Below are 26,830 nucleotides of genomic sequence, written 5' to 3'. Positions count from 1 at the left end.
GTGGCGGCACCGCAAAACAGGCAGCCGCACGCCGCTCGAGGCGGACAAACTCGCCCATCCGCTCGTCCCTGTGCGGAGAAAGGTCGCGCCGTGAGAGTGCTTCCTGTCGCAGCGGGAAGGCACTCGACCCACTGGTACCGAGGCTCGGGAAAGGTCACATCATGACCCTCGCCGCAGACGCGATCGAACTGCCGTCCGGCCAGACGATGCCCGTGCTCGGCCAGGGCACGTGGTACCTGGGTGAGCGACCCGAGAGGCGACGGGACGAGCTGGCCGCCCTCCGCACCGGGCTCGACCTGGACATGACCATGATCGACACTGCGGAGATGTACGGTGACGGCGCTTCCGAGGAACTCGTCGGCGAGGCGATCGCCGGACGACGCGCCGAGGTGTTCCTGGTCGACAAGGTGCTGCCGTCCAACGCCAGCCGGCGGGGAACCGTGCAGGCCTGCCGTCGCAGCCTGCAACGACTCGGCGTCGACCACATCGACCTCTACCTGCTGCACTGGCGCGGCAGCCATCCGCTCACCGACACCATCGAGGCGTTCGGCGAACTCGTCGAGGCCGGCGACATCGGGCAGTGGGGTGTGAGCAACTTCGATCTTTCCGACATGCAGGACCTCCTGGAGGCGGGCGGAAGCGCCTGCGCGACCAACCAGATCCTGTACAACCTCACCCGCCGGGGCCCGGAGTTCGATCTGCTGCCGTGGCTACGCGAGCACCAGATCCCGGTGATGGCGTACTCGCCGATCGAGCAGGGCAGGCTGCTCGGCCACCCCCAGGTCGCGGAGGTCGCCGCCCGGCACGAGGCCACCGCTGCTCAGGTCGCGTTGGCCTGGCTGCTGCGGCAGGGGAGGACAGCGGCGATCCCCCGGTCGTCCAACCCCGAACACACCCGGGAGAACGCGGAAGCGCGCGACCTGTATCTGGCCGAGGAGGACGTGGCGGCACTCGACACGGCCTTCCCGCCGCCGGCCGGCCCGCAGCCGCTGGAGATGTTGTAGCGTCCGGCGGATCGGCGCATGCGGTTGCTGGTCGGTGCCCGCCGCGATCGTCCAGATCACCCCACCGGTACCGCCGCTACGACTCGTCCGATGGCGGCGGAGGACGGCGGCTGATCCGGCGCGGCAGCCGAAACTGGTACAGGCCCGCGCTGGTGACGGCGTAGAAGATGGGCGGGAGAAGGAAGATGGCGAGGCCGACCAGCGGCGTCACCAGGTAGCCGAGCACCCCCGCGAGGACGTACAGCAGGACCCCGGCGAGAGCCCGGATCCGCTCGACGCGGAAGAACTCGTCCTTCACCTGTTCTCGCAGCAGGTCGGGGTGCCGGCTCAGGTAGTGGTAGAACGCCAGCCAGGTGGCGCACAGCGACGCGCCGATCAACGCGTAGAAGGCGATGGCCACGCGCTGGTCCGTGTTGTCGTGCTCCTGCAGGGCGTGCGACACGACGATGGTGGGAAACGGCAGCAACGCCGTGGTGAACAGCACCAACAGGTTCATCCAGTGCAGGCCACGATCAGTCTGCTGGATGCGATTGAATGCCGCCTTGTGGTTGAGCCAGACAACGGCCACGTACGAGTAGGACGCGAGGTACGCGACGTACGACGGCCACTGGCCGAGCAGTCCGGACAGCAGACGGCCGGGCGGGACGTCCGGCACCTGGAGATCCAGGACCAGCAGCGTGATGATGATCGCGAAGATGGCGTCGCTGAACGCCACGGCGCGACTGGTGTCCGACCGGGTGCCCAGGCGCGTGTCTGGCCCACTCATCGGCCGCGTCTACCCAGGATCGTCGGCGGCAAACAAGCCACCGTATCCGGCCGCCGCGCACGTCGCGGTGGCCGGATACGGTTGGCTGGTCAGGCCTTGAGGACGACCTTTTCGCAGTGGTCCCGCTTGTTCTTGAAGATGTCGAAGCCGTGTTCGGCCTCGTTGAGCGGCAGCGTGTGGGTGATGACGCGGGTCGGGTCGATCTCGCCGCGTTCGATGCGCTGCAGCAGCGGCTTCATGTAGCGCTGGACGTGGCACTGGCCCGTGCGCAAGGTCAGCGAGCGGTTCATCCAGGCGCCGGCGGGAAACTTGTCGAGGAAGCCGCCGTACACGCCGATCACCGAAACGATGCCGCCGCTTCGGCACGACATGATCGCCTGACGCAGCGCGTGCGGGCGCTCGGTCTCCGACCGGACCGCCTGCTTGATCCGGTCGTAGGCGTGGATGTGCGCGGCGCCGTGGCTGGCCTCCATGCCGACCGCGTCGATGCACTTGTCCGGTCCCCGCCCGCCGGTCAGTTCCAGCAGCCGGGACCGCACGTCGACCTCCTCGAAGTTGATCGTCGTGTGGCCCGCCCGCTCCGCCATCTGCAGCCGGTAAGGCTCCTTGTCGATGGCGATCACCTTTGCGGCGCCGAGCACCCGGGCGCTGTCCATGGCGAACTGGCCCACCGGCCCGGCGCCCCACACCGCCACCACGTCGGTGGACTGGATGTCACACAGGTCGGCGCCCATGAAGCCGGTGGGCAGGATGTCGGAGAGGAACAGCACCTGCTCGTCGGTCAGATCAGACTCGATCTTCAACGGACCCACGTCGGCGAACGGCACTCGGGCGTACTGCGCCTGACCGCCCGCGAAGCCACCCGTCAGATGCGAGTAGCCGAAGATCCCGGCGACCGGGTGACCGAACATCTTCTCCGCGATGCCGGCGTTGGGGTTGGAGTTCTCGCAGCAGGAGTAGAGTTGGGCGGCGCAGGCGCCGCACGCGCCGCAGGCGATCGGGAACGGCACGACGACCCGGTCGCCGACCCGTAGCTTGTCGGCCGGCACTCCCGATCCGACCTCGATCACCTCGCCCATGAACTCGTGGCCCATGACGTCGCCGTCCTGCATGGTGGGCACGTATCCGTCCACCAGGTGCAGGTCCGATCCGCAGATCGCGGTGGAGGTGATCTTCACGATCGCGTCGCGCTTGTTCAGGATCTTCGGGTCCGGCACATCGCGGACCTTGACCTTGTTGCGGCCCGCCCAGGTGTTCGCCCTCATGCGTCCGCCCCCTTCGCCAACTCGGCATCCGACAGCGGTTGCGCCGCGCGCTGCGGGAACTCCTTGCGGGCCCGCTTGCCCCACGGGGCGCCGTCGGAGCGGACCACCTCGCCGGTTTCCAGCACCTGCTTGAACCGGCGCAGATCGTCATCGAGCTGCTGGTGCGGTTCCTCGCCGAAGTACTTCGCGACCGCTTTGCCGACCGCGCCGCCCGGGATGTCGTAGCTCAGGACGACGCGCACCTGGGTGCTCACGCCGTCCGGGGCGGGCACGAACCGGACCGTACCGGCGTTCGGCACATCGGCGCTCCCGGTCGACCGCCAGGCGATCTTCTCGCCGGGCGCCTCGTCGGTGATCTCGGCGTCCCACTCGACGTTCCTGCCGAAGGGAGCGCTGGCGGACCAGTGGCTCGTACGCCCACCGGTGACGCGGACCTCCTCCAGATGAGCCATGAACGTCGGGAGGTTCCCCAGCTCGCGCCAGAACTCGTACACCTCCGACGGAGGCTTGCGAACGGTCGTGGTGGCAGTGAGCTCCATGGGTCCTCCTCTGCGTACGCCCCGTACCGCCGATCCGGAGGCGGTCTCCTTCGCCCGGGTGGCCTGCACGGCGGTCAGTACATCCAGCACCGTGATCCCGAGGATGGCGCCGGTGACACCGACGAGCCGCCGCCGGCGGCGCCCGCCCCGGTGCGCGAGGGCCATTCCGAGCGAGGTCAGATCCATCGCATCGCCCACGACCCGGGTCCACGCCCAGACGCCCTTCCGCCGGCTCGTCAGGAGCCCGGCCGCGTGTACCAGTTCCCGTGCCCCGACGAGCGGCACCACCACCCGCGAAGTCGGGGAGTCGTCCACGCCGCTGATCCGACGCACCTTGTCCGGCGCCGCCAACTGCGCCACGCCCAGACCGAGACTCATCCAGCCGAGCCCTCGCCCCCGCCGCTGCACCTCCTCCTGCCTTGCCTGCGCTTCCTCTCGGACTGCCAGTCGAGTCACGCTAGCCTCCCTATCCGGTCGCACCAGGCCAAGCAGCACGGTTCCTTGCGAACCGGGGCGGCGGACCGGCGGGGCCGGCATACCCACCGCAGACCACCTGAACCCTGTCAAATCGACCACTGGCGCAGCCTGCACGACAGGCCGGCGGGGCTCAGCGGGCTTCCGGAGGGCCCCGTGACGGCAACCGGCCTGCGGTGCCGGCGGACCAGGGGTGGCTGTGGGGCTACCCGTCCTTCTCGTCCCGCCAGCCGTCGGGCTCGGGGTGGTAGCCGTAAGCGGCGGCCCGCACCGCTTCCTCGTCCTCCAGCCCGGAGCCGATCGCACCGCCGACGGTGGCCAGGGAACTGGTTATCCAGGCGAGCGTCAGGTAGTCGGTGAAATCGACCGGCCGCTGCAAGGTCTGCTCCAGCACCGAGGTGTCGATCAGCAGCGCCCCGACGAGCGCCGTTCCGGCGAACAAGACCAGGTAGGACACCGCCGTGGCAAGAGTGAGGGTGAGGATCGTACCCAGGTTGAACAGCCGGGCCAGCTCCGGCGGTGTCGTGGGGCCCGGTTTCTCCCACAGGTCGTGGGCGACGATCAGCCAGGCCACCAACGCGGTCAGTCCGAGCACCATGATCACGGCGAGCCGCAGTCCGCCGAGGGCATCACCCATCTGCCAGATGGTGTCCGTGGTGAGCGCGAACGCGGCCGCGCCAAAGGCGCCGACCAGCAGCTTGGACAGGCCCAGCAGAGCGCGTCCCGGTCGGTTGGCCCGGACCATCCCGGCCAACAGCCGCATCCGGCCGATCAGCGGCGAGGCCACGTATCCCAGTTCCCCGGCCTCGCCGACCACCTGATGGATGGCCCCGACCCGGCTTGCCATCTCGGCCGGCATCCACCGGGCACGCAGCACCCGCTGGTCCGAGGCGTCGGTGAGTAGTCGACTCACCATGTCCGGAACGGCCGCGCGGGCTGCTCGCAGTTGCCGCGGTCCCAACGCCGGCAGGGACACCAACGCGACCCGGCGCCGGCCGGAGGTCTGCGCGACCAGCGGCACTCCCCCGCTGTGCAGCGGCAGGTCGGTCAGGCAGATCGCGACATCCCACCGGTCGCCGGTGCGCCGTTCGGCAATGTCGTCGAGCAGCGCCTCCACTCCGGCGTCCCGGCGCGGCGCCGCCTCACCCCAGCCTTCCCGAACGGTCCACCGCACGTCCGCGTCCACCCGCTCGGCGAGCCGGCCGGCCAGCTCGGCGGCGAGCCGCGCGGCCACCCGGGCCGGCTGGTCCGGCGGGGTCGCCACCAGTCCGACGACGATCTCCGGTCGGTGCCGTTCGCTGTGGATCATCGGTGTCCTCACGGGTAGCCGAGCTTGTCGCCGTCCACCGGCACCAGCCGGTCGTCGTGAGCCTCCGGCCGTCGTCACGGTGCTTCGTTGTGACAGCAATGCGGAGGTCTTTCGTCAACCCGCGCGGCACGGCCACCACGAAGAAGGCGCCGACGAGCCCGGCTGAAGGGGCAACCATACCCCTCCGCGAAGGTGAATCCGCCTGCCTCGCTTCCCGACGCAGCTGATCTGCGGGGCTCCTCGGCCGCACCGCTGAGCCGTTTGACACTTCGGCACACGGGTAGACCGCGACCTCGTCCAAGACGGTGGGCCGCGGGTCGCGCACACACTGACCGTGGGCTCCATCCGGTCCGGATGCCAGGCGAGGCCCGAGGAGTACGCAATGGCCGAACCGAAGAGCCGAGCCACGAGCACACGCGAGTCGGCCACGCAGTCGCGCGAGCAGGTCGATCGGCAGCGCGACTCCGCCCCGCGGCGTGGTGAGCACGACCTTCCCCAGCCGTCCGGCGGACACAGCAGCAAGACGATGTCCGACCCGGACGTCGTCCTCCAGATCCCACAGGCCAAGGTCGAACAGCTCTACGTCGAGTCGCTGGTCAGGACGGTGGACAGCGCCGTGAACCAGGTCGGGCGGACAGCTGAGCAGGTGCTCGGGCCGCAGGGGCCGCTGTCGCAGACGCTGGAGCAGACCAGCCAGCAGGTTGGCCAACAACTCGGGCAGGCCACCCGGCAACTGGCTCAGAACGGCGAGGCAGCGGCCGGCGACGGAGGCCGGAGCGGCGTGCCAGGCGGATCCCTCGCCCGCGCGGCGTGGCAACGCATGAAGAAGGTCGTCGACAACAACCAGCCGCTGAGGCAGATCACCATGCGGCTGGTAGGGCCGCAAGGGCACCCGCAGGACTGACCGAGGTACCCGGTCAGAAGGGGGCGTCGACGGCCAGGCGGCGGACCTGGGTGAGGTAGGGGTCCAGTTCGCCGACCTCGAAGCGGCAGGTGCCGATGACGTGCCAGAACTGGCCGCCCGGGTCGCCGTCCAGCTTGTACCGGCCGTCCGGGCTCACCGCCGCCCAGCCGTCCGCCAGGCCGATCAGCGTGGTCCGCAACTGCGCGTGCTCCGGATCCGCCACGTCCCAGAGCCGCACCGTGCCGTCGTCGCCGGCGCTGGCGAGCAGGCTGCTGTCCGGGCTGAAGTGCACCGACCAGACCCGCCGGGTGTGCGCGGCCAGAGCGCCGTGCAGCCGACCGGTGACCGGGTCCCAGAGTCGGATCACCAGGTCGTCGCCGGCGGTGGCGAGCAGGTTGCCGTCCGGGCTGAACGCGCACGACCAGAGCCGCCCGACGTGCTCGCTCAGCACGAGGCGCCGCTCGCCGGTGGCCACGTCCCAGATCACCGCCGTACCGTCGTTGCCGGCGCTGGCCAACAGCGTTCCCTCGCTGTTGAAACCGACCGAGTAGACCCGGTCGGTGTGGTGTTCCAGGGTCAGCCGGCAGGTGGCGGTGGCCGCGTCCCAGAGCCGGACCATCTGGTCGTCACAGCCGGTGGCGATGGTCTCGCCGTCCGGGCTGAACGCCACCGTCCGCACCCGGCCCCGGTGCGGGGTGAGCGTGGCGAAGTGCCGGCCGGTACGGCGGTACCACAGCCGCACGGTGTCGTCGTCGTTCGCGGTCGCCAGCGCGTCGCCGTCCGGGCTGAACGCGACCGCCCAGACGTGGTCGGTGTCCACGTTGAGTTCCCGCTCGTCGGCGCCCGTGTCGGTGTTCCACAGGTGCACGCCGCCGTCGCCGCTGGGCGTGGCGACCAGCGGCTCGTCCGGGCAGAAGACCACCGACAGCAGGCGGTCGGCCGGGCTGGCGAGCTGCCCCAGCAGGCGCCCCGTACGCGGCTCCCAGAGCCGGATCACGCCGTCGTTGCCGCACGCCGCCAGCACCTCCCCGTCGTCGCGGAAGGAGAGCGCGGTGACCCGCCGGCCGTGCCCGCGCAACGTGTGCTGGAGTTGCCCGGTGTGCACGTCCCACAGCCGGGTGGTGCCGTCGTTGCTGCTGGTGGCGACCTGGTTCTGGTCCGGCCGCCAGACCACCGGCCAGACCGAGCCGCGGTGCCGGGTCAGCTCGTGCCGCACCTGACCGTCGTCGGTGTCCCAGAGCTGGATCGCGCCGTCGCTGGCGGCGGTGGCGAGCAGGCTGCCGTCGCCGTTGAACCGGACGCTGTAGATGGCGCCGCGCTGCCGGCCGAGCACCCGCACCGGCCGGCCGGTCTCCGTCTCCCACAGCCGCAACGCGCCGTGTGTGTCGCCGGTGGCCATCAGCGTGCCGTCGGGGCTGATGTCGAGCGCGTACACGTCGGCCTCGTGGCCGCGCGGCTGGCGCAGCAGTTCGCCGTCGGTGGCCCGGCGGATCCACACCCGGCCGTGCTGCCCGACGGCGACCAGCAGTCGCCCGTCCGGTGAGTGCACCACCCGGTAGACCACCTCCGGCTCGCGCACCTCGAACGCCTGCCGGCCGGTGTGGATGTCCCAACCGCGCACCGTGCCGGCGCTGTCCGCCACCACCACCCGCCGGCCGTCCGGGCTGAACGAGGTGCCCCAGATCGGCGCGTCGTGCCCCGGCCATTCGTGCCGCAGCCGGGCGGTGCGGGTGTCGAAGAGCCGGACCACGCCGGCCGCGTCGCCGACCACCAGCCGGCCTCGACGCCCGTCGGTGAGCAGCGGCCAGACCCAGCCGGCGAAGACGTCCTCGATGACGTGCCGCACGTCGCCGTGGTCGGCGTCCCACAGCCGTACGGTGAGGTCGGCCGCGCCGGTGACCAACTGGTGCGAGGCGGCGTCGTAGCGGACCGCGTAGACCCGGGACCGGTGTCCCGGCAGGGTGCGCACCGGCAGCCCGGTGGCCGTGTCGCAGAGCAGCACGCCACCGTCGTCGCTGCCCACCGCCAGCACCGCGCCGTCCGGGCTGTACGCGACCGGCACCGGCAGGCGTCCCACCTCGAAGCCGTACCCCACGCCCACCGCGGGCGGGGCCAGGCCGGGCGCCACAGGCCGGCCCGGCGCGACCACGGCGCCGCGCAGTTCCGGCGCGCGCAGCATCGCCGGGTCGGCGCTGACGTCGATCAGCGCGGTGCGGTGCCAGCTGCTGCCGGCGATCCGCGCCCCGCGCAGGTCGGCCCGGAACAGCCGGGCGCCGGCCAGCTCCGCGCCGCGCAGGTCCGCCCCGGACAGGCGGGCCTGATCCAGGCGGGCGCCGCGCAGCCGGGCGTGCTCCAGCCGCGCCTCGGTCAGGTTCGTGGCGACCAGCCGGGTGTCGGTCAGGTCGGCGCCGGTGAGGTCGGCGCCGGCCAGCTCCCGGTGCGACAGGTCCTCGCCGCGCAGCACCGCGCCGCGCAGGTCGGCCCGGTCGGGCAGGCGCAGCCGCGCGCTGAGCCGCAGCGCGTTGGCCCGCAGCGTCTCGCCCGCCGCCTCGTCGCCGAGCACCCGGGCCGTCCACGCCGTGCACCGGGCCGGGTCGGCGAGGTCACCGAGGAACTCCACGGCCAGCGCCGACAACGACCGCACCGCCAGCGCGGCCGGCTCCTCACCCCGGTTGAGCTGCTCGGCCACGCCCTCGGCGACCAGCCACTCCATCACCGAGGTGTGGATGAAGCCGAACAGCCCGTCGTCGGTGCGGACCAGCAGGCTGCCCGCGCCGACCGCGTGGGTGGCCTGCGGCCCGGACAGTCGCGAGTCGGCCCGCCCGGCGAGCTGGCCGGTGGACTCGGCCAGCTCGGCCAGCCGCAGGTAGGCCTCGCCGCTCTCCCAGAGCTGGAACGCCAGCCGGCTCACCGCCTGCCACAGCTCCGGCCGGCGCAGGCTGACCGGCGCCCCCGGGATGCCCTGGGTACGCCGCTCCTCGAAGTCCAGCCAGGACTCCAGGATCTCGCGGTAGAGCGCGGCGGCGCTGAACGTGCCGCCGGCACCGGCCACCGCGGCCAACCGGCCCTCGTCGAGGTTGGCGATGAAGCCGAGCATGCGCGGGTTGCGGGAGAGGCCGAGCAGGTCCTTGACGCCGCCGAGCAGGGTCATCCGCTCCCGCGCGGCCTGCTCGTCACCGCCGTAGCGGTTGCGCAGGAACGCCTCGATCTGGCCGGGGGTGAAGTCCTCCACGGCCAGCACCCGGCGGTGCGGCAGCAGCCCGACCCGCTCGCCCAGAGCGGTCAGCACCTGCGAGTTGGTCTTGAAGTGCTGGGTCCGGCTGCTCACCACGATCTTGGCCGCGCCGTCGGCGGCCTGGAGCAGCGTCTCCAGGTGGTCGGCCGCCCGGTCGTAGGTCACCCGGGCCACCAACTCGTCGAACCCGTCGAAGAGCAGCACGATCCGGCCCTGCCGCAGCATGTAGCGGAACGCCTTGAGGTCGATCACCTGCTCGCCGTGGTTGGCCAGGTGCGCGGCGACCAGGCCGTCGACGGAGTGCGCCTTGTCCAGCGCGCGCAGCTCCACCAGGATCGGGATCAGGTCCGGCGCGGCGGTGGGCAGCCGGCGGGCCACCTCGCGCAACGCGAACGTCTTGCCCCGGCCGAAGTCGCCGAGCACCAGCACGAACCGGCCGTCCGGGGCGGAGACGGTCTCCAGCAGCTCGTCCACCACGTCGTCGCGGACCCGCTGGTCGGCGCCGACCAGGTGCCGGTAGCGCTGCGGCACGTACTGCCCCGGCGGGTAGAGCCGGTCGGCCTGGAGCCGGGCGGTCTGCGCGGCGACGTAGTCGCGCAGGTCGAGCAGGCCCTGGAACTCGGTCAGGTGCAGCACCCGCACGCCGCGCCGCTGCGCCTCCTCGGCCAGCCCGCGCGGCACCCGGTCGCCGTCGTAGACCAGCTCGGAGGCGATGTCCGGGTCGGTGGCGTGCACCCGGCGGGCGAACCGGTCCAGGTCGGCCGGCGCCGGGGTGCCCACGTGCGCGCCGACCCGCTGCTGCCGCACCACACCGTCGGAGCGGTAGCTGACGTAGAGGTGCGGCGGGTCGGCGTCGACCCGGCGCACCACCACCCGGTCGTAGCGCGCCTCGCACACCTCGGCCAGCCGGTCGAGCAGCCGCTCCACCGGCGTCCCGACCGCGGGCGTGGCCTCGCGCTGGGTGGCGCCCTCGACCCCGACGGGACGACGCGGATCCGGCACCTGCGCCGGGCCGGCCGCGCCGAACGTCGCGTCGGCCCGCGGCCACGCCACCACGGTGGACTCGCCGCCGTCCAGCCGGTCGTCGCGGCCGAGCACCCAGCGGGTCATCCCGTCCGCGCCGAGACGCAGCACCTGGGCCCGGCCGTCGCGCGGGGCGGCGGCCAGCGGCACCACCGGGTCGGCCCGGCCGGCCGGCGCGGCGTCGGAGAGCAGCAGGTTGAGCATCGGACCGACCAGCCGGTTGACCGAGCCGCGGTCGCGCAGCGACACCCGGTCCGGCGGGGCCTCGTCGGCGTACGGGCTGCGCGGGCCCGGCGCGTGCGCCATCGCGCCCAGCCGCAGCCAGCCGGACTGCTGGTAGTGGCGCAGCCGCTGGGCGAACCAGCTGGACTGCGCCTCGCCGAGGAAGCCGTAGCGGTCCTCCTCGCGGTGGGTGATGGCGATCGTCGAGTTCAGCCCGGCCACCACCACCCGCAGGTCGGGCACCGGGAACAACGTCCACGGTTGCTCGCTGTCGAAGATCCGGTCCTCGAGGCCCTGGAACAGGTCGTCGAAGAGGCGCGCGTAGTGCCGCCACTTCGGCCAGTAGGGCGGCTGCGGGTCCACGTCGTCGGCCTCGCAGGTGGCGAAGTAGGCCCGGCAGGCGGCCATCGTCACGTCGCGCGGGCCGGGCACCACGACCAGGCGGTGCGGCTCCAGGCCGAGCAGCACCCGCAGCCCGGTGAGGAAGCTCAGCGCGTCGGAGAACTCGCGCGGGCTGCCCGACTCGGTCAGGTTGCCGGCGACCACCAGCAGGTCCGGGCGGGGCACCCCGTCGTTCATCAGCAGCGTCAGGTCACCCATCAGGTGCTCCTGGAGCTCACCGGGGGTGACCGGGGCGCCGGGCTCGATCACGCCGCGACCGAAGCGGGGCCCGCCCACCTGGAGCACCGTGACGGTGTCGCGGGCCGTGGGCGGTGCGGTCGCGGCCGGCGGGAACGGCGGCGGGTTGATCGGGGTACGCCGGGGGCGGCGCTGGGCCGGCGCGCCGGCGGCCGGCGCGGCCAGCACGTCGGCGGGGTCGTCGAGGTGCAGCGGGAACACGGGCTGGCGCATCGGCTTGGCCCGGCCGTCGAGCGTCTCGCGGATCCGGTTCAGCACCCGGGCGCGCGCCTGCGCCGGATCGTCCACCCCGACCAGGTCGACGTAGGTGATGGTGGCGAGCAGGCCGTCGATCGGGCAGTCCTCGACCCGCACGGTGACCAGCTTGTTGCCGGTGCCGTCGGGGTCGGCGCGCAACGCCGCCTGCCACTCCAGCTTGCCGTACGTCGAGTGCAGGTAGCGTTCGGACAGCACCGCCACCACCACCTCGGCCTCGCGGACCCCGCGGTCCATGAAGTCGATGAAGTTGGTGCCGGCGACGAAGTCCCACGCCTGGATCATCGTGCGGTAGCCGGCCTTCTCGAACTCCCAGGCCAGCCACGTCGCCCACCGTTCGTCGGCCGGTGAGTAGCTGATGAAGAAGTCGATGGGGCGGTCGGACCGGGTGGGGTGCGCGCCTACAGCCACGTGGTCATTATGACCACCGACGGTCAACAGATCGACACCGTCGGCAGCTCGACATGACGATCGCGTCGGGCCGGACCGGCCGTGGCCGGATGTGCGAGGATCAGCGTTCGTGGAGACCGTCGGCGACCCGCCGTCCGCCGCGCCGGACCGGCCCCGTCGGCGCCTGCACGTGCTGGACTGGATCGCGATCGTGCTGGCCGTCGTCGGGGTGCTCTGTGTGCTCACCGGGCTGCTGCCGCGCGCCGACGCCGAGGCCACCGTACGCCGCATCGTGCCCATCCTGATCTTCCTCGGCACGGTGGTGGTGCTGGCGGAGCTGACCGCGGTGGCCGGGGTCTTCGACGCGCTCGCCGCCCGGGTGGCGATCACCGCCCGGGGCAGTTTCCGGGCGCTGTTCTGGCTCTGTGTCGGCTTCGCGTCGGTGACCACGATCGCGCTCAACCTGGACACCACGGCGGTGCTGCTGACGCCGGTGATGATCGCCCTGGCCCGGACGCTGAACGTGCCGGCGACGCCGCTGGCCATGACCACGGTCTGGCTGGCCAACACCGCGAGCCTGCTGCTGCCGGTGTCCAACCTGACAAACATCCTGGCCAGCGACCGGATCGGGCTCGACCCGGTGCCGTGGGCGGCCCGGATGTGGTGGCCGCAACTGGTCGCCATCGCCATCACCATGCTGCTGCTGTGGTGGTGGTACTGGCGCCCGGCCCGCGCCGGCGCCGATCCGTTCGTCCCGCCGCCGCCGTACGTGCCGCCGGACCGCCTGGTCTACCGGACCGCGCTGGTAGCCTGCCTGCTCTTCGTCGCCGGGGTGCTGGCCGGCGTCGAGATCGGCGTCGCCTCGGCGGTGGCCGCCGCGATCCTGGTGGCCGGCTTCGCGGTGCGGGCCCGGCACCGGCTGCGCCCGGCGCTGGTGCCGTGGCGGCTGCTGGTGTTCGTCACCGGGCTGTTCCTGGTCGTGCAGACGATCGGCCGGCACGGGCTGGACACGGTGATGGGCGCGTTGATCGGTGCCGACCCGGGCGCGGAGGGCGCGCTGCGGGCGGGCGCCGTCGGCGCGTTGTTCAGCAACGTGGTCAACAACCTGCCCGCGTACGTGGCCGGCGAGGCGGTCATCGCCGCCGACCGGCACACCCAACTGCTGGCGCTGCTGATCGGCACGAACGTCGGCCCGCTGGCCACGCCGTGGGCGTCGCTGGCCACGCTGATCTGGTACGAGCGGTGCCGGGCGGCCGGGCTGACGGTGCCGCTGGGCCGGTTCGTGGCCACCAGCGCCGCGCTGGCCGCGCTCGCCACCGCGTGCACCGTGGCCGCGCTGCTGGTCGGCCCCGGCGCGTGACGCCGCCGTGCCGGCCGGTCAGCGCCGCCACGGCCGGCGGGCCGTGTAGAGCAGCGCGCTGACGGCGAACAGCACGCCGGTGACCGCCAGCCAGCGACCCAGCAGCGGTGCCGGGGCGAGGCCGGTGGCCGCCGCGTAGGTGCCGTCGCCGAGGCCGAGCACACCGGGCAGGTAGACCAGGAACAGCAGCGCGGACCCCAGCGCCGGGACCCGCACGTGGTTGCGCAGCGACCGGCCGGCCCGCCCCAGTGTCCGGTCGGCCGCCGCGTACGCCGGGAACAGCACCAGGTCGTGCACGACCGCCGCGCCGACGAACCAGAGCAGCATCCGGCCGGCGGTCGGCTCGCCGGCCAGCCGCAGCGCGACCCATCCGGCCACCGCCAGGCAGCCGACCGTCAGCGGCAGGTGCCACGCCGCCGCGCCGTACGCCCGCCGCAGGTCAGCCATCGAACACGATCTCCTCCACCCACTTGGTGCAGTGCACGCCGGGCAGCGCGGGCACCACGACCCGGGCCGGGAAGCCGTGGTCGGGGCTCAGGTCGACGCCGTTGACCCGCAGCGCGAGCAGCGCGTCCGGGTCGGTCACCTGGCCGCCGTGCAGGGTGGCCCGGCCGAACAGGCCGCTGCGCTCCAGCGACCGGACCCGTGCGGCGGCCGGACCGGCGGCGCCGACCAGGGCGGCCAGGTCACGCAGGCGTACCCCGGTCCAGGTCTGTGACGTGGACCAGCCCTCCACGCAGGCGATCGGCAGCGTGGCGGTGTGCTGCGGCAGCGCGAGCAGCCCGGCCCGGTCCAGCGTGACCGTGCGGTCGCCGGCCCGCAGCGACAGCCGCCAGCCCGGGCCGGTGCGGTCGGCGGTGACGCCGGCCGCCGCGGCGGTGCGGTTGACCGGGAAACCGGTGGGCCCGTCGTCGACGCGCCGGCCCCGGGGCAGCAGCAACGCGGTGCGCCGCAGCGCGTCCACGCTCTGCCCCACGGTCAGCGCGGCCAGCAGCAGCGCGCCGCCGCCGGCCAGCGCCAGCACCCCGCGGCGGCTCATCGTCGCCGGGCCGGGGCGGCGGGCCACCAGGCCGTCCGGATCCGCCGGCTCCGGCGCGGTCCGCTCCACCGGGGTACGCGCGAAGCCCGGCCCGCGCAGCGCGGTCACCAGCCGGGGCAGTTTGAGCGCCACGTGCGCCACCAGCGCCACCGTGAAGATCCACGCGCCGTACCAGTGCGCGGTGTAGAAGTCGAAGCCGAACAGGTAGGCGTACTGGACGTTGAGCAGACCGGTCACGCTCTGGAACAGGATGCCGCCGACCAGCAGCAGCAACGACAGCCGCTCCAGCACCTGCGCGACCGAGCGGGCCGGCGGCCACGCGAACAGCTTCGGCACCACCGACCAGAGCTTCGCCAGCACCACCGGCACCAGCACGATGCCGAGCGTCACGTGCAGCCCCTGGGTGAGCCGGAACAGCCAGGCCGGCCGGGTCGGCCAGTCGAACACCGGCGGGTGCAGCCAGCCCACGTCCCGGGGGAACGCCTGGTCGAAGCGGGGTCCGTAGGCGATCCAGTCGAGCAGCCCGGTGACGATCACCAGCGGCAGGGTGGCCAGCAGCACCGCGCCCAGCACGGAGGTCAGCCACGGCCCGCGTACCGGGCTGCGCCAGGCCCGGTCGACCACGTCGACGCCCGGCGGTCGGTGGCGGTCCAGGGCGCGCCAGAACGACGCGGGCGCGGCGTACGCCGGGCGGGCCCGCGGTGCGACCTCGACGGGCGCGGGGCCGTCCGGGGGCGGGGCGTCGGTGGGCACGGCACCTCCTCCGGCGGCGGGGCCGACCCTGGCGGCCGGCGCTTCCACCGATGGGACGCTAGACGCCTCCGGCGGCCCGTGACGGCGTTTGCCGCATTACCGATGCCTTACCGCGGCCGTCCCTTACGGACCGCTGACGTCCGGCCGGAACCGGCCTCCCACCCGCGCCGGGTGCCCTAGCGTCAGCCGGTATGCGGGTACTGGTCACCGGCGCGGCCGGGTTCATCGGATCGCAGATCGCCGACCTGCTGGCGGCCGAGGGCCACGAGCCGGTCTGCCTGGACGCCCTGCTGCCGCAGGCGCACGGCGGGACGTTGCCGGAGTGGTCCCGGCGGCACGACCCGGTGGTCGGCGACGTACGTGACGCCGCGCTGCTGGACCGGCTGCTGTCCGGGGTGGACGCGGTCTGCCACCAGGCGGCCATGGTCGGGCACGGCCTCGACCCGTCCGACGCGCCCGACTACGCGGCGCACAACGACCTCGGCACGGCGACGCTGCTGGCCGCCATGCACTCCGCCGGGGTACGCCGGCTGGTGCTGGCCAGCTCGATGGTGGTCTACGGCGAGGGGCGCTACACCTGCGACCGGCACGGCGTGGTCCGTCCCGCCCCGCGTCGCCCCGCCGACCTGGCCGCCGGCCGGTACGACCCGACCTGCCCCGACTGCGGCGGCACGCTCGCCCCGGCGCTGGTGCCCGAGGACGCGCCGCTGGAGCCGCGCAGCACGTACGCGGCCAGCAAGCTCGCCCAGGAGCACTACGCCGCCGCGTGGGCCCGGCAGACCGGCGGCGAGGTGTGGGCGTTGCGCTACCACAACGTCTACGGCCCGCGGATGCCCCGCGACACCCCGTACGCCGGGGTGGCCTCGCTGTTCCGCTCCGCGCTGGCCAACGGCCGCGCGCCGGTGGTGCTGGAGGACGGCCGGCAACGACGGGACTTCGTGCACGTCACGGACGTGGCCCGGGCGAACCTGCTGGCACTGACCGCGCCCCCGCCGGACGGCCTGGTGCCGGTGAACGTCTGCTCCGGACAGCCGCACACCGTGGGTGACCTGGCGGCCGCGCTGGCGGCGGCCATGGGCGGCCCGGTTCCGGTGGTGGCCGGCGGCGCCCGGGCCGCCGACGTCCGGCACGTGGTCGCCGACCCCACCCGCGCCCGGGAGCTGCTCGGCTACACCGCGACGGTCACCTTCGCCGAGGGAGTGACCGCCTTCGCCACCGACCCCCTCCGCGCCCCCGCCACCCTCCTCACCCCCCACCCCGCCTAACCCCGCCCCGCCCCGCCCCGCCCCGGCACGGCACGGCTCGGCTCGGCTCGGCACGGCTCGGCACGGCTCGGCACGGCTCGGCACGGCACGGCTCGGCACGGCACGGCTCGGCACGGCACGGCTCGGCACGGCTCGGCACGGCACGGCTCGGCACGGGAGATCTTGGTATGAAACGGCCCCTGGAGGGGCCGTTTCATACCAAGATCTCGCACCATCTCACCCACCGGAAGCGCTCTCTCACACTGCGAACCCGCAACCCTGCGCCCGACACTCCCGACCTGACCGCATCGTCGATCTTGGAGTTGTGGCACCTCTGATATGGGTCTGATCCGACATCCTGGGCGCCACAACTCCAAGATCGGCGAGCCACGGCCAGTCCGGTGAGCGCCGTGTCCAGAGCGCTTGCGGGCCGGAGAGCGCCCCGCGCGCTCGGGTGGAACGCGATGGGTGTCTGGGAGGGCCTGAGACACCCACGGCGTTCCAGTCACGCCCAAGCGGCGTGGTGGGTGGAACGCGATGGGTGTCTGGAGGGCCGGGGGGCGGGGCAGGCCCGACGGGGGGTCCGTGGGTGTTCGGCGGGGGTGGGGTGGGTCAGGAGACGGTGCGGAGCAGGTGGTTGACGAGCAGGGCGGTCAGGGCCTGGGCGGCGAGCCAGCGGCGGCGGGTCGGCGGGGGCAGGTGCGCGGCGGCGACCAGCAGCCAGACCACGAACGGCAGCCAGATCCGCTCCACCTCGGCCTTGCTCATCCCGGACAGGTCGGCGGCGGTCACCACCAGCGCGGCGGCGGCCGGTAGCAGCACCGCCGGCCCGAGTCCGACGACCCGCCGCGCCCGGACGACCCACGCGGCCGACCCACCGACGGACGACGACGCGTCGACGGCACGCCAGGTGGCGCGGGCGGCGACGGCGGTGCGGCGTAGCGCCGGGCCGAGCACCGGCCCGGCCGAGAGCAGCAGCGCGGCCAGGTTCGCCCACACCCAGTAGGCGTACGGGCGGTCCGCCGCCCAGCCCTGGTAGTAGCGCTCGACGACCTGGTCGTACCCCTCCCACCAGCGGAAGCCGGCCAGCACGAAGACTCCCGTGACGGTGGCGACGCCGGCGGTCGCGGCGAGCAGGGCGGCCCGGCGGCGGTCGGGCCGCAGCGCCAGCACGGTCACCGCCAGCGCCCCGACCAGCACGAACCCGTAGGACAGGTGCAGGGCGAACCCGAGCAGCAGCCCGCCTGCCAGCGCGGCCCGTGGCCCGCGTACCGCCAGCAGCGCCAACCCGGCGGCCACCACGCCGGTGAACACCGCGTCGGCGGAGGCGCCCAGCCACACCGCGCCGGGCAGCAGCACCAGGAACGGCAGCACCGCCCGGGCAACGTCGGGGGCGCCGAGCGCGCGCAGGGTGACCGGTACGGAGACCACGGCGGTCGCCCCGACCAGCACGCAGCAGAGCGCGGCGGCGGTGCCACCACCGAGCCCGACCCGGTCCAGCCAGACGAAGACCAGCAGCGCGCCCGGCGGGTGCCCGGCGGTGTGGGTGGACCACGAGTCGGGCTGGAAGTCCAGGATGCGCCCGGTGAAGCCGGCCAGCATGGCCGGGATGTCGATCACCCCGGGCACCTCGTGCAGGTACTCCGCCTGCGGGATCAGCCGCCGGGTCAGCCCGGCGGACCAGCCGTCGATCAGGGCCAGCGCCAGCGTCCAGGCCACCGCGGCCAGCCAGCCGGCGGTCAGCAGCGGCCCCCACCGCGCGGTCCGCGACCAGCGCAGCCCCGGCCCGAGCACGACCAGCGCGACGGCCACCGCGAGCGGGGTACCCCAGCCGACGTGCGGTCGCCAGGTGGCGTAGAGCGGCGCCGCGTCGGCGTGCAGGCCGACGCCGCGTCGGTTGAGCACCAGCCCGACCACGACGGCGGCGGCGAGCAGCGCCGCCTCGACGGCGACCGCGACCAGGTCGCCCCGGCGTGGGGGCCCGGCCCGGCCCGCGGTGGGGGTGCGGCGCAGCGTGGGTGCGGATCTCATGACGACCGGACGGTACGGCCCGCCGGCGCCGGCCGGGTCGACAATCGCCGGCCCGTCACGGGACGGTAAGAAATGCCTGCTCGGTAAGGGTTCCGTAAGCACGATCGGGGCTCGTCGGGGCGGCTGCCGGCCTAGCGTCGGCGGCATGCGGACACAGATCGACGTGGTGCTGCCGTGCCTGGACGAGGCCGCCGCGCTGCCCGGGGTGCTGGGCGCGCTGCCTCCCGGCTACCGGGCGATCGTGGTGGACAACGGCTCGCGGGACGGCTCGCCCGAGGTGGCCGCCCGGCACGGCGCGCGGGTGGTACGCGAACCCCGCCGCGGTTACGGCGCCGCGGTGCACACCGGGCTGGAGGCCGCCGAGACCGAGCTGGTCTGCGTGCTGGACGCGGACGGCTCGTTCGACCCCGGCGAGCTGCCGGCGCTCGTCGCCCCGGTCGCGGCGGGCACGGCCGACCTGGCGGTGGGCCGCCGCCGGCCGGTGTCCACCGGCGCCTGGCCGTGGCACGCGCGGGCCGGCACCGCGCTGGTCGCCGCGTTGCTGCGGCAGCGCGGTGTGCCGTTGCGCGACCTCAGCCCGATCCGGGTCGCCCGGCGCGCGGAACTGCTCGCGCTCGGCGTCACCGACCGGGCCTTCGGCTATCCGCTGGAGCTGATGATCCGCGCCGCGGCGGCCGGCTGGCGGATCCACGAGCACGACGTCCGGTACGCCCCGCGCGCCGCCGGCACGAAGTCCAAGGTGTCCGGCTCGGTCCGCGGCACGGTCCGCGCCACCCGGGACTTCCTGACGGTGCTGCGCAGCGTGGACGGCCCCCGGTGACCGTCCTGCTGGTGGTGGCGAAGGCGCCGGTGCCCGGAGCGGTGAAGACCCGGCTCTGTCCCCCGGCCACTCCGGCGCAGGCGGCCCGGATCGCCGCCGCCGCGCTGCGCGACACGGTGGACGCGGTCGCCGCCACCGGGGGCGTCCGGCCGGTGCTGGCGCTGGCCGGGCGCCTCGCCGACGCCGAGGACGGCGCAGGGCTGGCCGCCGCGGTCGCCGGGTGGCCGGTGCTGCCGCAGCGCGGCGACGGACTGGCCGACCGGCTCGCGCACGCCCACGCCGACGTGGCCGAGGCGTACCCGGGTCGGCCGGTGGTGCAGATCGGCATGGACACCCCGCAGCTGACGGCGGCGCGGCTCGCCGACGCCGTACGCCGGTTGTCGACCCCCGGCGTCGACGCGGTGCTCGGCCCGGCCGCGGACGGCGGCTGGTGGGGTCTGGGCCTGCGCGACCCCCGGTGGGCGGCGGCGCTGCGCGGCGTGCCGATGTCCACCGCCGACACCGGGCGGCTCACCTACGCGGCGCTGGTCGCGGCCGGCCTGCGGGTGGCCGCGCTGCCGACGCTGCGCGACGTGGACGACTGGGCGGACGCGCGGGCGGTGGCCCGGGACGCGCCCGCCGGCCGCTTCGCCCGCGAGGTCGCCGCGCTGCGCCCCACCCTGGTGGGGCACCCGTGAGAGCCCGGCAGTCGCGAGCCGAGGCCGGCACCGCGAGCGCGAGGAGCGAGCCGGGCTTGCGAGCCCCGCAGTCGCGAGCCGAAGCCGGCACCGCGAGCGCGAGGAGCGAGCCGGAGGTGCGGGCCGGTGGGGACGGGTTCGGGGCGGCGCTGCGGCGGCGGGCCGGCGCGCACTGGCTGGTGCAGGCCGACGGGGTGCGCCGCCGGTTGCCGGTGGAGCGGTGGCACGGTCCGGCGGAGCCGGCGACCGCCGCGGTGGTGGGCCGGTGCCACGGGCCGACGCTGGACCTGGGATGCGGGCCGGGCCGACTCGCCGCGGCGCTGACCCGGGCCGGCGTCACCACCGTCGGGGTCGACGTGTGTCCACGGGCGGTGGCGTTGACCCGGGCGCGGGGCGCGGTCGCGGTGCGTGCCGACCTGTTCGCGCCGCTGCCCGCCGAGGGGCGGTGGCGGCACGTGGTGCTGCTGGACGGCAACGTCGGCATCGGCGGAGACCCGGAACGGCTGCTGCGCCGGTGTCGGGCGCTGCTCCGCCCGGACGGCACCGTGCTCGTCGAGCTGGACCCGCCGGGCAGCGGCGCCTGGCGGGGCCAGGCGCACGTGGTGTCCGGCCGGCGGCGGGGACCCAGCTTCGGCTGGGCACGGCTGGACACCCGGTCGGTGCACGCGCCGGCCGCCGCGGCCGGGCTGGTGGTGCGGGACCTGCGCCCGGCCGGGGGCCGCTGGTTCGCGGAGCTGGTCAGCGACTGAGCCGGCGCCGCCGGCCGGGCGGAACTGGCGGCCGAGCGGGAACCGGCAGCCGGGCGGGAAATCCGCTACGGCGGAGCCTCGCACGCCGACTACCGTGCCGGCATGGCCACCACCCTGCACTTCCACGCCGACCCGGGCGAGTTCCTCGACGCCGCCGGCGACCACCTGGCCGCCGATCCGGTGGTCAACACCGTGGTCGCCTCCGTCGCGTACCGGATGGCCGCCCGCCGGGCCGAGGGGCTCGGGCTGCCGCCGGACGACTGGTGGCTGGTGGTCCGGGACGGTTCCGGCGCGGTGGTCGGCGCGGGGATGCGGGCCGCGCCGTTCCCGCCGCGCCCGCCGTTCCTGCTGCCGATGCCGGCGGAGGCGGCGGTCGCGCTGGCGCGGACCTGGCACGAACGCGGCGAGCAGGTGTCGGCGGTCAACGGCGCGCTGCCCGCGGCCCGCGACTGTGCCGACGAGGTGGCACGCCTGTGCGGCGGGCGGGTGGAGGTCGCCCAGCACACCCGCCTGCACGAGCTCGACGCGCTGGTCCCGCCCGCGCCGGTGCCCGGCGCGCTGGCGGTCGCCGGCGAGGACGACGTCGAGCTGGTCACCGCCTGGTTCGGCGCGTTCATGGCCGACGCCGACGAGCAGGCGGGCCGCCCGCGCGGCGCCAGCGCCCACGAGACGCCCGACCGGGACGAGATACTCCGCCGGATCCGGGGCGGCCGGATCTGGTTCTGGACCGACGCGGCGGGCCGGCCGGTGCACCTCACCGCCGCGAACCCGCCGGCGTTCGGCGTGGCCCGGGTGGGACCGGTCTACACGCCACCGGAGCAGCGCGGCCGGGGCTGGGCCGGCAGCGCGGTCGCCGAGGTGAGCCGGCTGCTGCGGGCCGAGGGCGCGCGGGTGTGCCTCTTCACCGACCAGGCGAACCCGACGTCGAACCGGCTCTACGCCCGACTCGGCTTCCGGCCGGTGGTGGACATGGCCAACCTCGTCGTCGTCCGCTGAGGCGGGCCGCCCACGCCGGGTAGGGCTCAGCCGTCGAGGCCGAGCGCGGCCAGCCGACGTGGGTCGGCGATCACGTCGACGGCGACGACCAGACCGCCGGTGACCGTGAACGCCATCACCGACAGCGGCCGGCCGCCGGCGCTCACCAGCACCCCGGCGGCGCCGTTGACCAGCACCGGCCGGGCGTACGGGAAGAGTCGACCGAACGTGGTGGCCTGCGCGGCGACCTCCGGCGCGCCGGTCAGCACGGTCGTGTGCCGGGCCCGGGCGGTCCCGCCGTCGGAGCGGAGCACCACGTCCGGGTGCAGCACCGCGATCAGCGCGTCGAAGTCGCCCTCGCGGGCGGCGGCCAGGAACGCGTCCACCATCGCCCGCTGGCGGGCCAGGTCCGGGTCCGGCGTGGGCGCCTGGCCGCGTACCCGGCGGCGGGCCCGGCTGGCCAGTTGCCGTGCCGCCGCCGGCGAGCGGTCGACCAGCGGGCCGATCTCGTCGAACGGCACCCTGAACATGTCGTGCAGCACGAACGCGAGTCGCTCGGTCGGGTTCAGCGTGTCCAGCACCACCAGCAGCGCCAGCCCCACCGAGTCGGCGAGCACCGCGGCGTGCGCCGGGTCGGCGTCCGGCTGCGGCGACTCGACCACCGGGTCGGGCAGGCGTACCTCCAGCGGGTCCTCCCGGCGGGCGGCGCGCGACCGCAGCATGTTCAGGCTGACCCGGGCCACCACCGTGGTCAGCCACGCGTCCAGGTTGTCGACCGCGTCTGCGTCGGCGCGGGCCAGCCGCAGCCACGTCTCCTGCACGGCGTCCTCGGCCTCGCTCAGCGAGCCGAGCAGCCGGTAGGCCACCGCGCGCAGGCGCGGCCGTTCCCGTTCGAACCGCTCCGCCAGCCAGGTGTCGCCGTCCATGAGCGCCTCCCTTCCCCCACCGTCCCGACCCGTGGCCGGCCGGCCATGTGACCGCAGGTGACACCGATCACATCGGTCACACCGGACCGCTCCCCCGGGTCGACCGGTCACCGCAATCGAACCTGGAGGACGAGATGAACGCACCCATCCTGGTCACCGGCGGCACCGGCACACTCGGCCGGCACGTCGTACCGCTGCTGCGCGCCGCCGGGCACCCGGTCCGCGTGCTGAGCCGGCGCGGCGGGCCGCCCGGCGACGGGGTCACCCACGTGACCGCCGACCTGCTCACCGACACCGACCTGACACCGGCGCTGCGCGGCGCGGCCACCGTGCTGCACCTGGCCGGCGGCGCGAAGGGCGACGACCGGGCCGCCGCCAACCTGGTCCGCGCCGCGCGGCGGGCCGAGGTGACGCACCTGGTGCACGTCTCCGTGACCGGCGCCGACCGGGTGCCGCTGGCCTGGCTGCGGTCCAAGCTCGACGCCGAGCGGGCGGTCGCCGACGCGGGCCTGCCGTGGACGGTGCTGCGGGCCGCGCAGGTCCACGACCTGGTGCTGAGGATGCTGACGGCGATGACGAAACTGCCGGTGGCGCCGGTCCCCGTTGGCCTGCGCCTGCAACCGGTCGACGCCGCCGAGGTGGCCGCGCGGCTGGTGGACCTGACGCTCGGCCCACCGGCCGGGTTGGCGCCCGACCTGGCCGGCCCGGCCACGCTCGGCCTCGACGAACTGCTGGCCGGCTACCTGGCCGCCACCGGACGACGCCGGTTGCGGCTGCCGGTGCGACTTCCCGGCAAGGCCGGGCGGGCGTACCGGGAGGGGGCGAACCTGGCCCGCCCGGGCGCGACCCGCGGCGTACGGACCTGGGACGACTTCCTGGCCGACCGGCTCCGGAGCGGCGTCGGTCAGCCCTGACCGGCCGGCCTGTGGAACTGCTCGAACATGACCTCGTAGCCATCCGGGTCGAGGCCGTAGAAGATGCGAGCCCAGCCCACGTCCTCCGGTTCCAGCGTCACCGGCAGCCCTTCGGCGCGCCACAACGCGTGGGTGGCGTCCAGGTCGGGCGTGGGCACGGTGATCACGACGCCGAGCCCGGGCGGACCCTCCCTGGTGGCGCGTTCCCGTTCGGCGTTGTGGTGCCCGTGCCGGTGCAGGTCGGACAGGATCAGCCAGGTGTGACCGAAGGTCAGGTAGCGCAGGTGGGCCTGGTCGGGTTGCGGGATCTGCCTGAAGCCGAGCCGGAGGTAGAGCCGTTGGGAGCGGTCCAGGTCGCGGACCCGGAGCCCGATCTTCAGCTGTCTGGCGGCCACCGACGCGACGCTACCGGATCTCGGTGGCGTGCCGGCCGCGCCGGATGGGAACCTGCCCGACGTGTGCAGCAGCGTGCCGCTCGTGGTGCAGGTCCACTGTCGAATCGACGTCGTGGTCGACGATCCGGGCGCGGTGACGGCGCTCGCCCGGCGGCGGCTGCGCGAGGCGGACATCGACTGGACGAACGAGCCGGACACCATCGAGGAGGCCACCGCCGAAGTGGCGGCGGACCTGCCGCTGGCGCTGGCCGGCCTGGTCGACCCGGAGCGCCTGCTCACGGACCTACCCGGCGTGCGGTTCCGGGGCGCGCACTGCTGGGCCACGGCCGCCGGTCAGCTCACCACCCGACCGAGCCCAGACTGACCGGGGTCAGCCGGCGCACCTGCGGTTCGATCCACTGTGCCGCGGTGACCAGCTTGACCAGCCGGTCGATCGTCTCCGGCGGGCCGGCCACGAAGCTGCGCCGGTCCGCCGGGACGCCGTAGCGGTCGTCGAACGTGCCGCCGTCGAGCGCGCGCACGGCCATCCCGGCCTCGGCGGCCAGCAGCATCCCGGCCGGCAGGTCGACCGCCTCGGGGTGGTAGCCGACGATCCCGTCGATGTCGCCGCGGGCCAACATCACCCAGGCCAGCAGCGGCGCCCACAGTTGCAGCACCCGGCGAGCGGTGGAGTCGAGGACGACCTTCAACGCCCGGGCGGTGCTGTCGTCGCGGCGTACCCCGTGGCCCTGGGTCCAGGCCAGCACCGGCGCGGCCGGCACCGGCCGGTGTGCGGCGCGCAGCCGGCGCCCCACCGGGTCGGAGCCGTGCACGAAGGCCCCCTGGCCGCGCACCGCGGACCAGGTCCGGCCGGCGACCGGGTCGTGCACCACGCCGAGCACCGGGGAGCCGCGCTCGCACAGCGCGATGCCGACCACGTACGCGGGAAGGCCGATCGCCACGTTGTTGGTGCCGTCGAGCGGGTCCACCAGCCACGCCCAGGTGGTGTCCGGCGCGTATTCCCCGCCCTCCTCGGCGATCACGCCGTGCTCCGGCCAGCGGGCCCGGATCCGGCCGACGATCAGCCGCTCGGCGGCCAGGTCGAGGTCGGTGACCAGGTCACCGGAGTCGTTCTTGGCCCGGGCGTGCACGTCGCCCCGGATGCCGTGGCGCAGCAGGCGGCCGGCCGCCCGGGCCGCCTGCACCGCGAACCGGTGCGCGTCGCGCAGGTCGGGCCCGTCTCTGTTCGGCTCCACGTCCACGGCTCCTCCAGCCAGTCAGCCCCGTGCCACCAGTCGCGCGATCTGTCGCGCCATCCGCGCGGTCTCCGCCGCGTCGCAGCGGTCCCGGCGTACCCGGTGGCTGCGTCCGTCCACCGCGCCGAGGCTCAGGTCGCACGCGCCGGGGGTGGTCCGGCCGAGCGCCACGGTGACCGCGGGCGCACCGGCGGTCACCTCCGAGGTGTGGAAGCCGCCGGCGCGCAGCGCGTACGAGTCGCCGGCGGAGTGCGTCTCCACGGTCGCGGTCGTCGCGGTGACCAGCCGGTCGGTGGCGGCCACCTCGTCGACCTCGCCGAGGCTGTGCACCTGGTAGACCCGCCAGGACGGGTCGGCGGGCGTGTCGGTGACGTCGATCAGCTCGTTGCGGACCGTGCCGTGCAGCACGTGGCTGAGCAGGTCCCAGCTGTGCGAGTGCATGGCCGAGGTGCTCGGGCGCACCGGCGGCGGTTCGGCCGGCCAGGCGTGCACGCAGATCCCGTCCGGGCCGTCGCGTTCCACCGGCAGGCAGGTGAAGCCGAGCGGGTGCCGGACCGCCCGCAGCGGCCGCCGCCCGTCGGCGACGTCGCCGAGCACGCCGAGCACCCAGTCGCGCAGCAGCTCCGGCCGGGTGCCCCGGTCGATCTCCCGTTCCAGGTCGGCGTAGCTCGTCATGTGTAGGGGTTCCTCGCCTGGAGGGCCTTGCGCACGACGTCGGCGACCTCCCGGTCGCCGAAGGACCGGGGCAGGGCCAGGCCGAGCGCGGTGAACAGCCGGCGCACCTGCTCGACCGACGGCTCGTCGTCGAGCCGGACCTGACCGGCGGACTCGACCGGCACCCGCCGGCTCTGCCGGCGGCTGTAGTCCAGCTCGATGGTGAACCGGTTGTAGTAGACCTCGCCGCGGTCGATGCGCAGCGCCGGGGTCTGCGGGTTCTCCTGGGTGATGACCACGCAGGAGGAGGAGAGGTCGTAGCGGAACGTGGTCATCTGCGCGGTGAGCCGCAGGTCGACCGTGAGCAGGCCGGAGCGCTGCGCGTACCAGCAGGCGGCGAGCACCGTCGCGTACGACTCCTTGCGGGTGCGGTCGACCGTCCACGGCTCGGTCGGCTCGTCCGACTCCAGGCTGCGCCGGAAACGCGCGTAACGCTCGCAGACCTCCTCGTCGGTCGGGTCGATGATCTCGACGGCGACGGTGAGCGTGGCGTTGCGGCGGCGGGCCAGCTTGAGGCACTCGGGCAGCGTGACCGCGCGCAGGTAGGTGCCGGTGCCGCCCTTGAAGTCCCACCGGTCGGTGTGCTGACGCGCCTCGGCCAGCGCCTGGCCGACCTCGCTGCCGTGCAGCACCCGCACCATCGAGGAGCTGTGGATCGCCTCCCGGGCCCGGCTCAGCGCACCCTCCGGGCCGGTCAGCTCGCGCATCGGCGGCACCAGGTCGGTGAGTCGCTCCCGGGTGTCCACGATGACCTGGCGGACCTCCTGCTCGGCGGTGCGGCGGCGCAGCCGGTCGCGCAGCACCGCCTGCGCGAGCAGGCCGAGGACCAGCAGGATGGCGCTGTTGACCACGTCCTGGCTGACCGTGTTGGTCAGGCCCAGGACCGCGACCGTGACGGCCAGCACCAGACCGATGAACGCGTCGAGATTGGTGACGACCCAGCCGATCAGGCGCGCCATGACAACCCCCGGTC

The 26,830-nt window shown here is 74.4% G+C and carries 23 protein-coding genes; 10 read left to right on the top strand and 13 right to left on the bottom strand.

All coding sequences use genetic code 11. From position 1 onward, the window contains the following. Window positions 1–161 precede the first annotated feature (161 nt). Entirely contained in the window at window positions 162–1,004 is an 843-nt protein-coding gene (locus O7598_RS12970; RefSeq protein WP_269691585.1) for an aldo/keto reductase, read from the top strand. A 76-nt stretch (window positions 1,005–1,080) separates the two neighbouring features. On the opposite strand, the gene O7598_RS12965 is transcribed toward O7598_RS12970, so the two are convergent. The 4 genes from O7598_RS12965 to O7598_RS12950 all read right to left on the bottom strand — a co-directional run bounded on the left by O7598_RS12965 (window position 1,081) and on the right by O7598_RS12950 (window position 5,357). Continuing rightward, the gene (locus O7598_RS12965) at window positions 1,081–1,770 is read right to left on the bottom strand and encodes a TMEM175 family protein (RefSeq protein ID WP_269691584.1); all 690 of its coding nucleotides are present in this window, start codon (window positions 1,768–1,770) and stop codon (window positions 1,081–1,083) included. Between the two features lie 89 nt (window positions 1,771–1,859). Next, a complete protein-coding gene (locus O7598_RS12960) occupies window positions 1,860–3,035 on the bottom strand; it encodes a zinc-dependent alcohol dehydrogenase (protein ID WP_269691583.1) in 1,176 nt (391 codons plus the stop codon). Continuing rightward, complete coding sequence (locus O7598_RS12955; RefSeq protein WP_269691582.1) at window positions 3,032–3,934, bottom strand: SRPBCC family protein; 903 nt, start codon at window positions 3,932–3,934, stop codon at window positions 3,032–3,034. The genes O7598_RS12960 and O7598_RS12955 overlap by 4 nt, the downstream gene beginning before the upstream one ends. Window positions 3,935–4,253: 319 nt before the next feature. Beyond that, window positions 4,254–5,357, bottom strand: coding sequence for a hypothetical protein (locus O7598_RS12950; protein ID WP_269691581.1), 1,104 nt, complete (start codon window positions 5,355–5,357; stop codon window positions 4,254–4,256). Between the two features lie 382 nt (window positions 5,358–5,739). Between O7598_RS12950 and O7598_RS12945 the strand changes: the two genes are divergently transcribed. Beyond that, on the top strand, window positions 5,740–6,261 hold the full coding sequence (locus O7598_RS12945; protein WP_269691580.1) for a hypothetical protein: 522 nt from the start codon (window positions 5,740–5,742) through the stop codon (window positions 6,259–6,261). Window positions 6,262–6,274: 13 nt separating this feature from the next. On the opposite strand, the gene O7598_RS12940 is transcribed toward O7598_RS12945, so the two are convergent. Next, the gene (locus O7598_RS12940; RefSeq protein WP_269691579.1) at window positions 6,275–12,046 is read right to left on the bottom strand and encodes a TIR domain-containing protein; all 5,772 of its coding nucleotides are present in this window, start codon (window positions 12,044–12,046) and stop codon (window positions 6,275–6,277) included. A gap of 109 nt (window positions 12,047–12,155) precedes the next feature. Here O7598_RS12940 and O7598_RS12935 point away from each other — a divergent pair, with 109 nt between their 5' ends. Continuing rightward, window positions 12,156–13,385: an SLC13 family permease gene (locus O7598_RS12935; RefSeq protein WP_269691578.1), complete on the top strand. Its 1,230-nt coding sequence runs from the start codon at window positions 12,156–12,158 to the stop codon at window positions 13,383–13,385. Window positions 13,386–13,403: 18 nt separating this feature from the next. Here O7598_RS12935 and O7598_RS12930 read toward each other — a convergent pair whose 3' ends face one another. After that, entirely contained in the window at window positions 13,404–13,832 is a 429-nt protein-coding gene (locus O7598_RS12930) for a hypothetical protein (protein ID WP_269691577.1), read from the bottom strand. Beyond that, the gene (locus O7598_RS12925; protein WP_332367368.1) at window positions 13,825–15,177 is read right to left on the bottom strand and encodes a molybdopterin-dependent oxidoreductase; all 1,353 of its coding nucleotides are present in this window, start codon (window positions 15,175–15,177) and stop codon (window positions 13,825–13,827) included. The genes O7598_RS12930 and O7598_RS12925 overlap by 8 nt, the downstream gene beginning before the upstream one ends. 191 nt (window positions 15,178–15,368) lie before the next feature. On the opposite strand from O7598_RS12925, the gene O7598_RS12920 reads away from it, so the two are divergent. Then, window positions 15,369–16,442 (top strand): NAD-dependent epimerase/dehydratase family protein, encoded by a 1,074-nt coding sequence (locus tag O7598_RS12920; protein ID WP_269691576.1) that lies wholly within the window; start codon window positions 15,369–15,371, stop codon window positions 16,440–16,442. Between the two features lie 591 nt (window positions 16,443–17,033). On the opposite strand, the gene O7598_RS12915 is transcribed toward O7598_RS12920, so the two are convergent. Next, window positions 17,034–18,452 carry a hypothetical protein gene (locus O7598_RS12915; protein ID WP_269691575.1) on the bottom strand — a complete coding sequence of 473 codons (1,419 nt, stop codon included), beginning with the start codon at window positions 18,450–18,452 and terminating at the stop codon, window positions 17,034–17,036. A 145-nt stretch (window positions 18,453–18,597) separates the two neighbouring features. Between O7598_RS12915 and O7598_RS12910 the strand changes: the two genes are divergently transcribed. From O7598_RS12910 to O7598_RS12895, 4 genes are all read left to right on the top strand, one after another. Then, entirely contained in the window at window positions 18,598–19,272 is a 675-nt protein-coding gene (locus O7598_RS12910; protein WP_269691574.1) for a glycosyltransferase family 2 protein, read from the top strand. Beyond that, window positions 19,269–19,949 (top strand): TIGR04282 family arsenosugar biosynthesis glycosyltransferase, encoded by a 681-nt coding sequence (locus O7598_RS12905; RefSeq protein WP_269691573.1) that lies wholly within the window; start codon window positions 19,269–19,271, stop codon window positions 19,947–19,949. Before O7598_RS12910 ends, O7598_RS12905 begins: the two co-directional genes overlap by 4 nt. 116 nt (window positions 19,950–20,065) lie before the next feature. Next, on the top strand, window positions 20,066–20,698 hold the full coding sequence (locus tag O7598_RS12900; protein ID WP_269691572.1) for a methyltransferase domain-containing protein: 633 nt from the start codon (window positions 20,066–20,068) through the stop codon (window positions 20,696–20,698). A gap of 102 nt (window positions 20,699–20,800) precedes the next feature. Further along, the gene (locus O7598_RS12895) at window positions 20,801–21,694 is read left to right on the top strand and encodes a GNAT family N-acetyltransferase (RefSeq protein ID WP_269691571.1); all 894 of its coding nucleotides are present in this window, start codon (window positions 20,801–20,803) and stop codon (window positions 21,692–21,694) included. Between the two features lie 26 nt (window positions 21,695–21,720). On the opposite strand, the gene sigJ is transcribed toward O7598_RS12895, so the two are convergent. Further along, window positions 21,721–22,599 carry an RNA polymerase sigma factor SigJ gene (gene sigJ / locus O7598_RS12890; protein ID WP_269691570.1) on the bottom strand — a complete coding sequence of 293 codons (879 nt, stop codon included), beginning with the start codon at window positions 22,597–22,599 and terminating at the stop codon, window positions 21,721–21,723. A gap of 134 nt (window positions 22,600–22,733) precedes the next feature. Here sigJ and O7598_RS12885 point away from each other — a divergent pair, with 134 nt between their 5' ends. Then, complete coding sequence (locus O7598_RS12885; protein WP_269691568.1) at window positions 22,734–23,513, top strand: SDR family oxidoreductase; 780 nt, start codon at window positions 22,734–22,736, stop codon at window positions 23,511–23,513. Here the strand turns inward: O7598_RS12885 and O7598_RS12880 are convergent. Further along, complete coding sequence (locus O7598_RS12880) at window positions 23,504–23,908, bottom strand: VOC family protein (RefSeq protein ID WP_269691567.1); 405 nt, start codon at window positions 23,906–23,908, stop codon at window positions 23,504–23,506. The genes O7598_RS12885 and O7598_RS12880 overlap by 10 nt on opposite strands. A gap of 61 nt (window positions 23,909–23,969) precedes the next feature. Between O7598_RS12880 and O7598_RS12875 the strand changes: the two genes are divergently transcribed. Further along, window positions 23,970–24,272: a hypothetical protein gene (locus O7598_RS12875; protein WP_269691566.1), complete on the top strand. Its 303-nt coding sequence runs from the start codon at window positions 23,970–23,972 to the stop codon at window positions 24,270–24,272. Here the strand turns inward: O7598_RS12875 and O7598_RS12870 are convergent. From O7598_RS12870 to O7598_RS12860, 3 genes are read right to left on the bottom strand one after another with little or no spacing between them, the layout of a single operon-like run. Continuing rightward, complete coding sequence (locus O7598_RS12870) at window positions 24,247–25,143, bottom strand: inositol monophosphatase family protein (RefSeq protein WP_269691565.1); 897 nt, start codon at window positions 25,141–25,143, stop codon at window positions 24,247–24,249. The two genes, O7598_RS12875 and O7598_RS12870, sit on opposite strands and share 26 nt — an antisense overlap. A 21-nt stretch (window positions 25,144–25,164) precedes the next feature. Continuing rightward, complete coding sequence (locus O7598_RS12865) at window positions 25,165–25,818, bottom strand: hypothetical protein (RefSeq protein ID WP_269691564.1); 654 nt, start codon at window positions 25,816–25,818, stop codon at window positions 25,165–25,167. Continuing rightward, on the bottom strand, window positions 25,815–26,816 hold the full coding sequence (locus O7598_RS12860; protein WP_269691563.1) for a hypothetical protein: 1,002 nt from the start codon (window positions 26,814–26,816) through the stop codon (window positions 25,815–25,817). Before O7598_RS12860 ends, O7598_RS12865 begins: the two co-directional genes overlap by 4 nt. Window positions 26,817–26,830 lie beyond the last annotated feature (14 nt).

This window comes from Micromonospora sp. WMMC241 (genome assembly GCF_027460165.1).
In the GTDB taxonomy this organism is placed as follows: domain Bacteria; phylum Actinomycetota; class Actinomycetes; order Mycobacteriales; family Micromonosporaceae; genus Micromonospora; species Micromonospora humi.
This window is presented reverse-complemented; position numbering and strand designations above follow the sequence as displayed.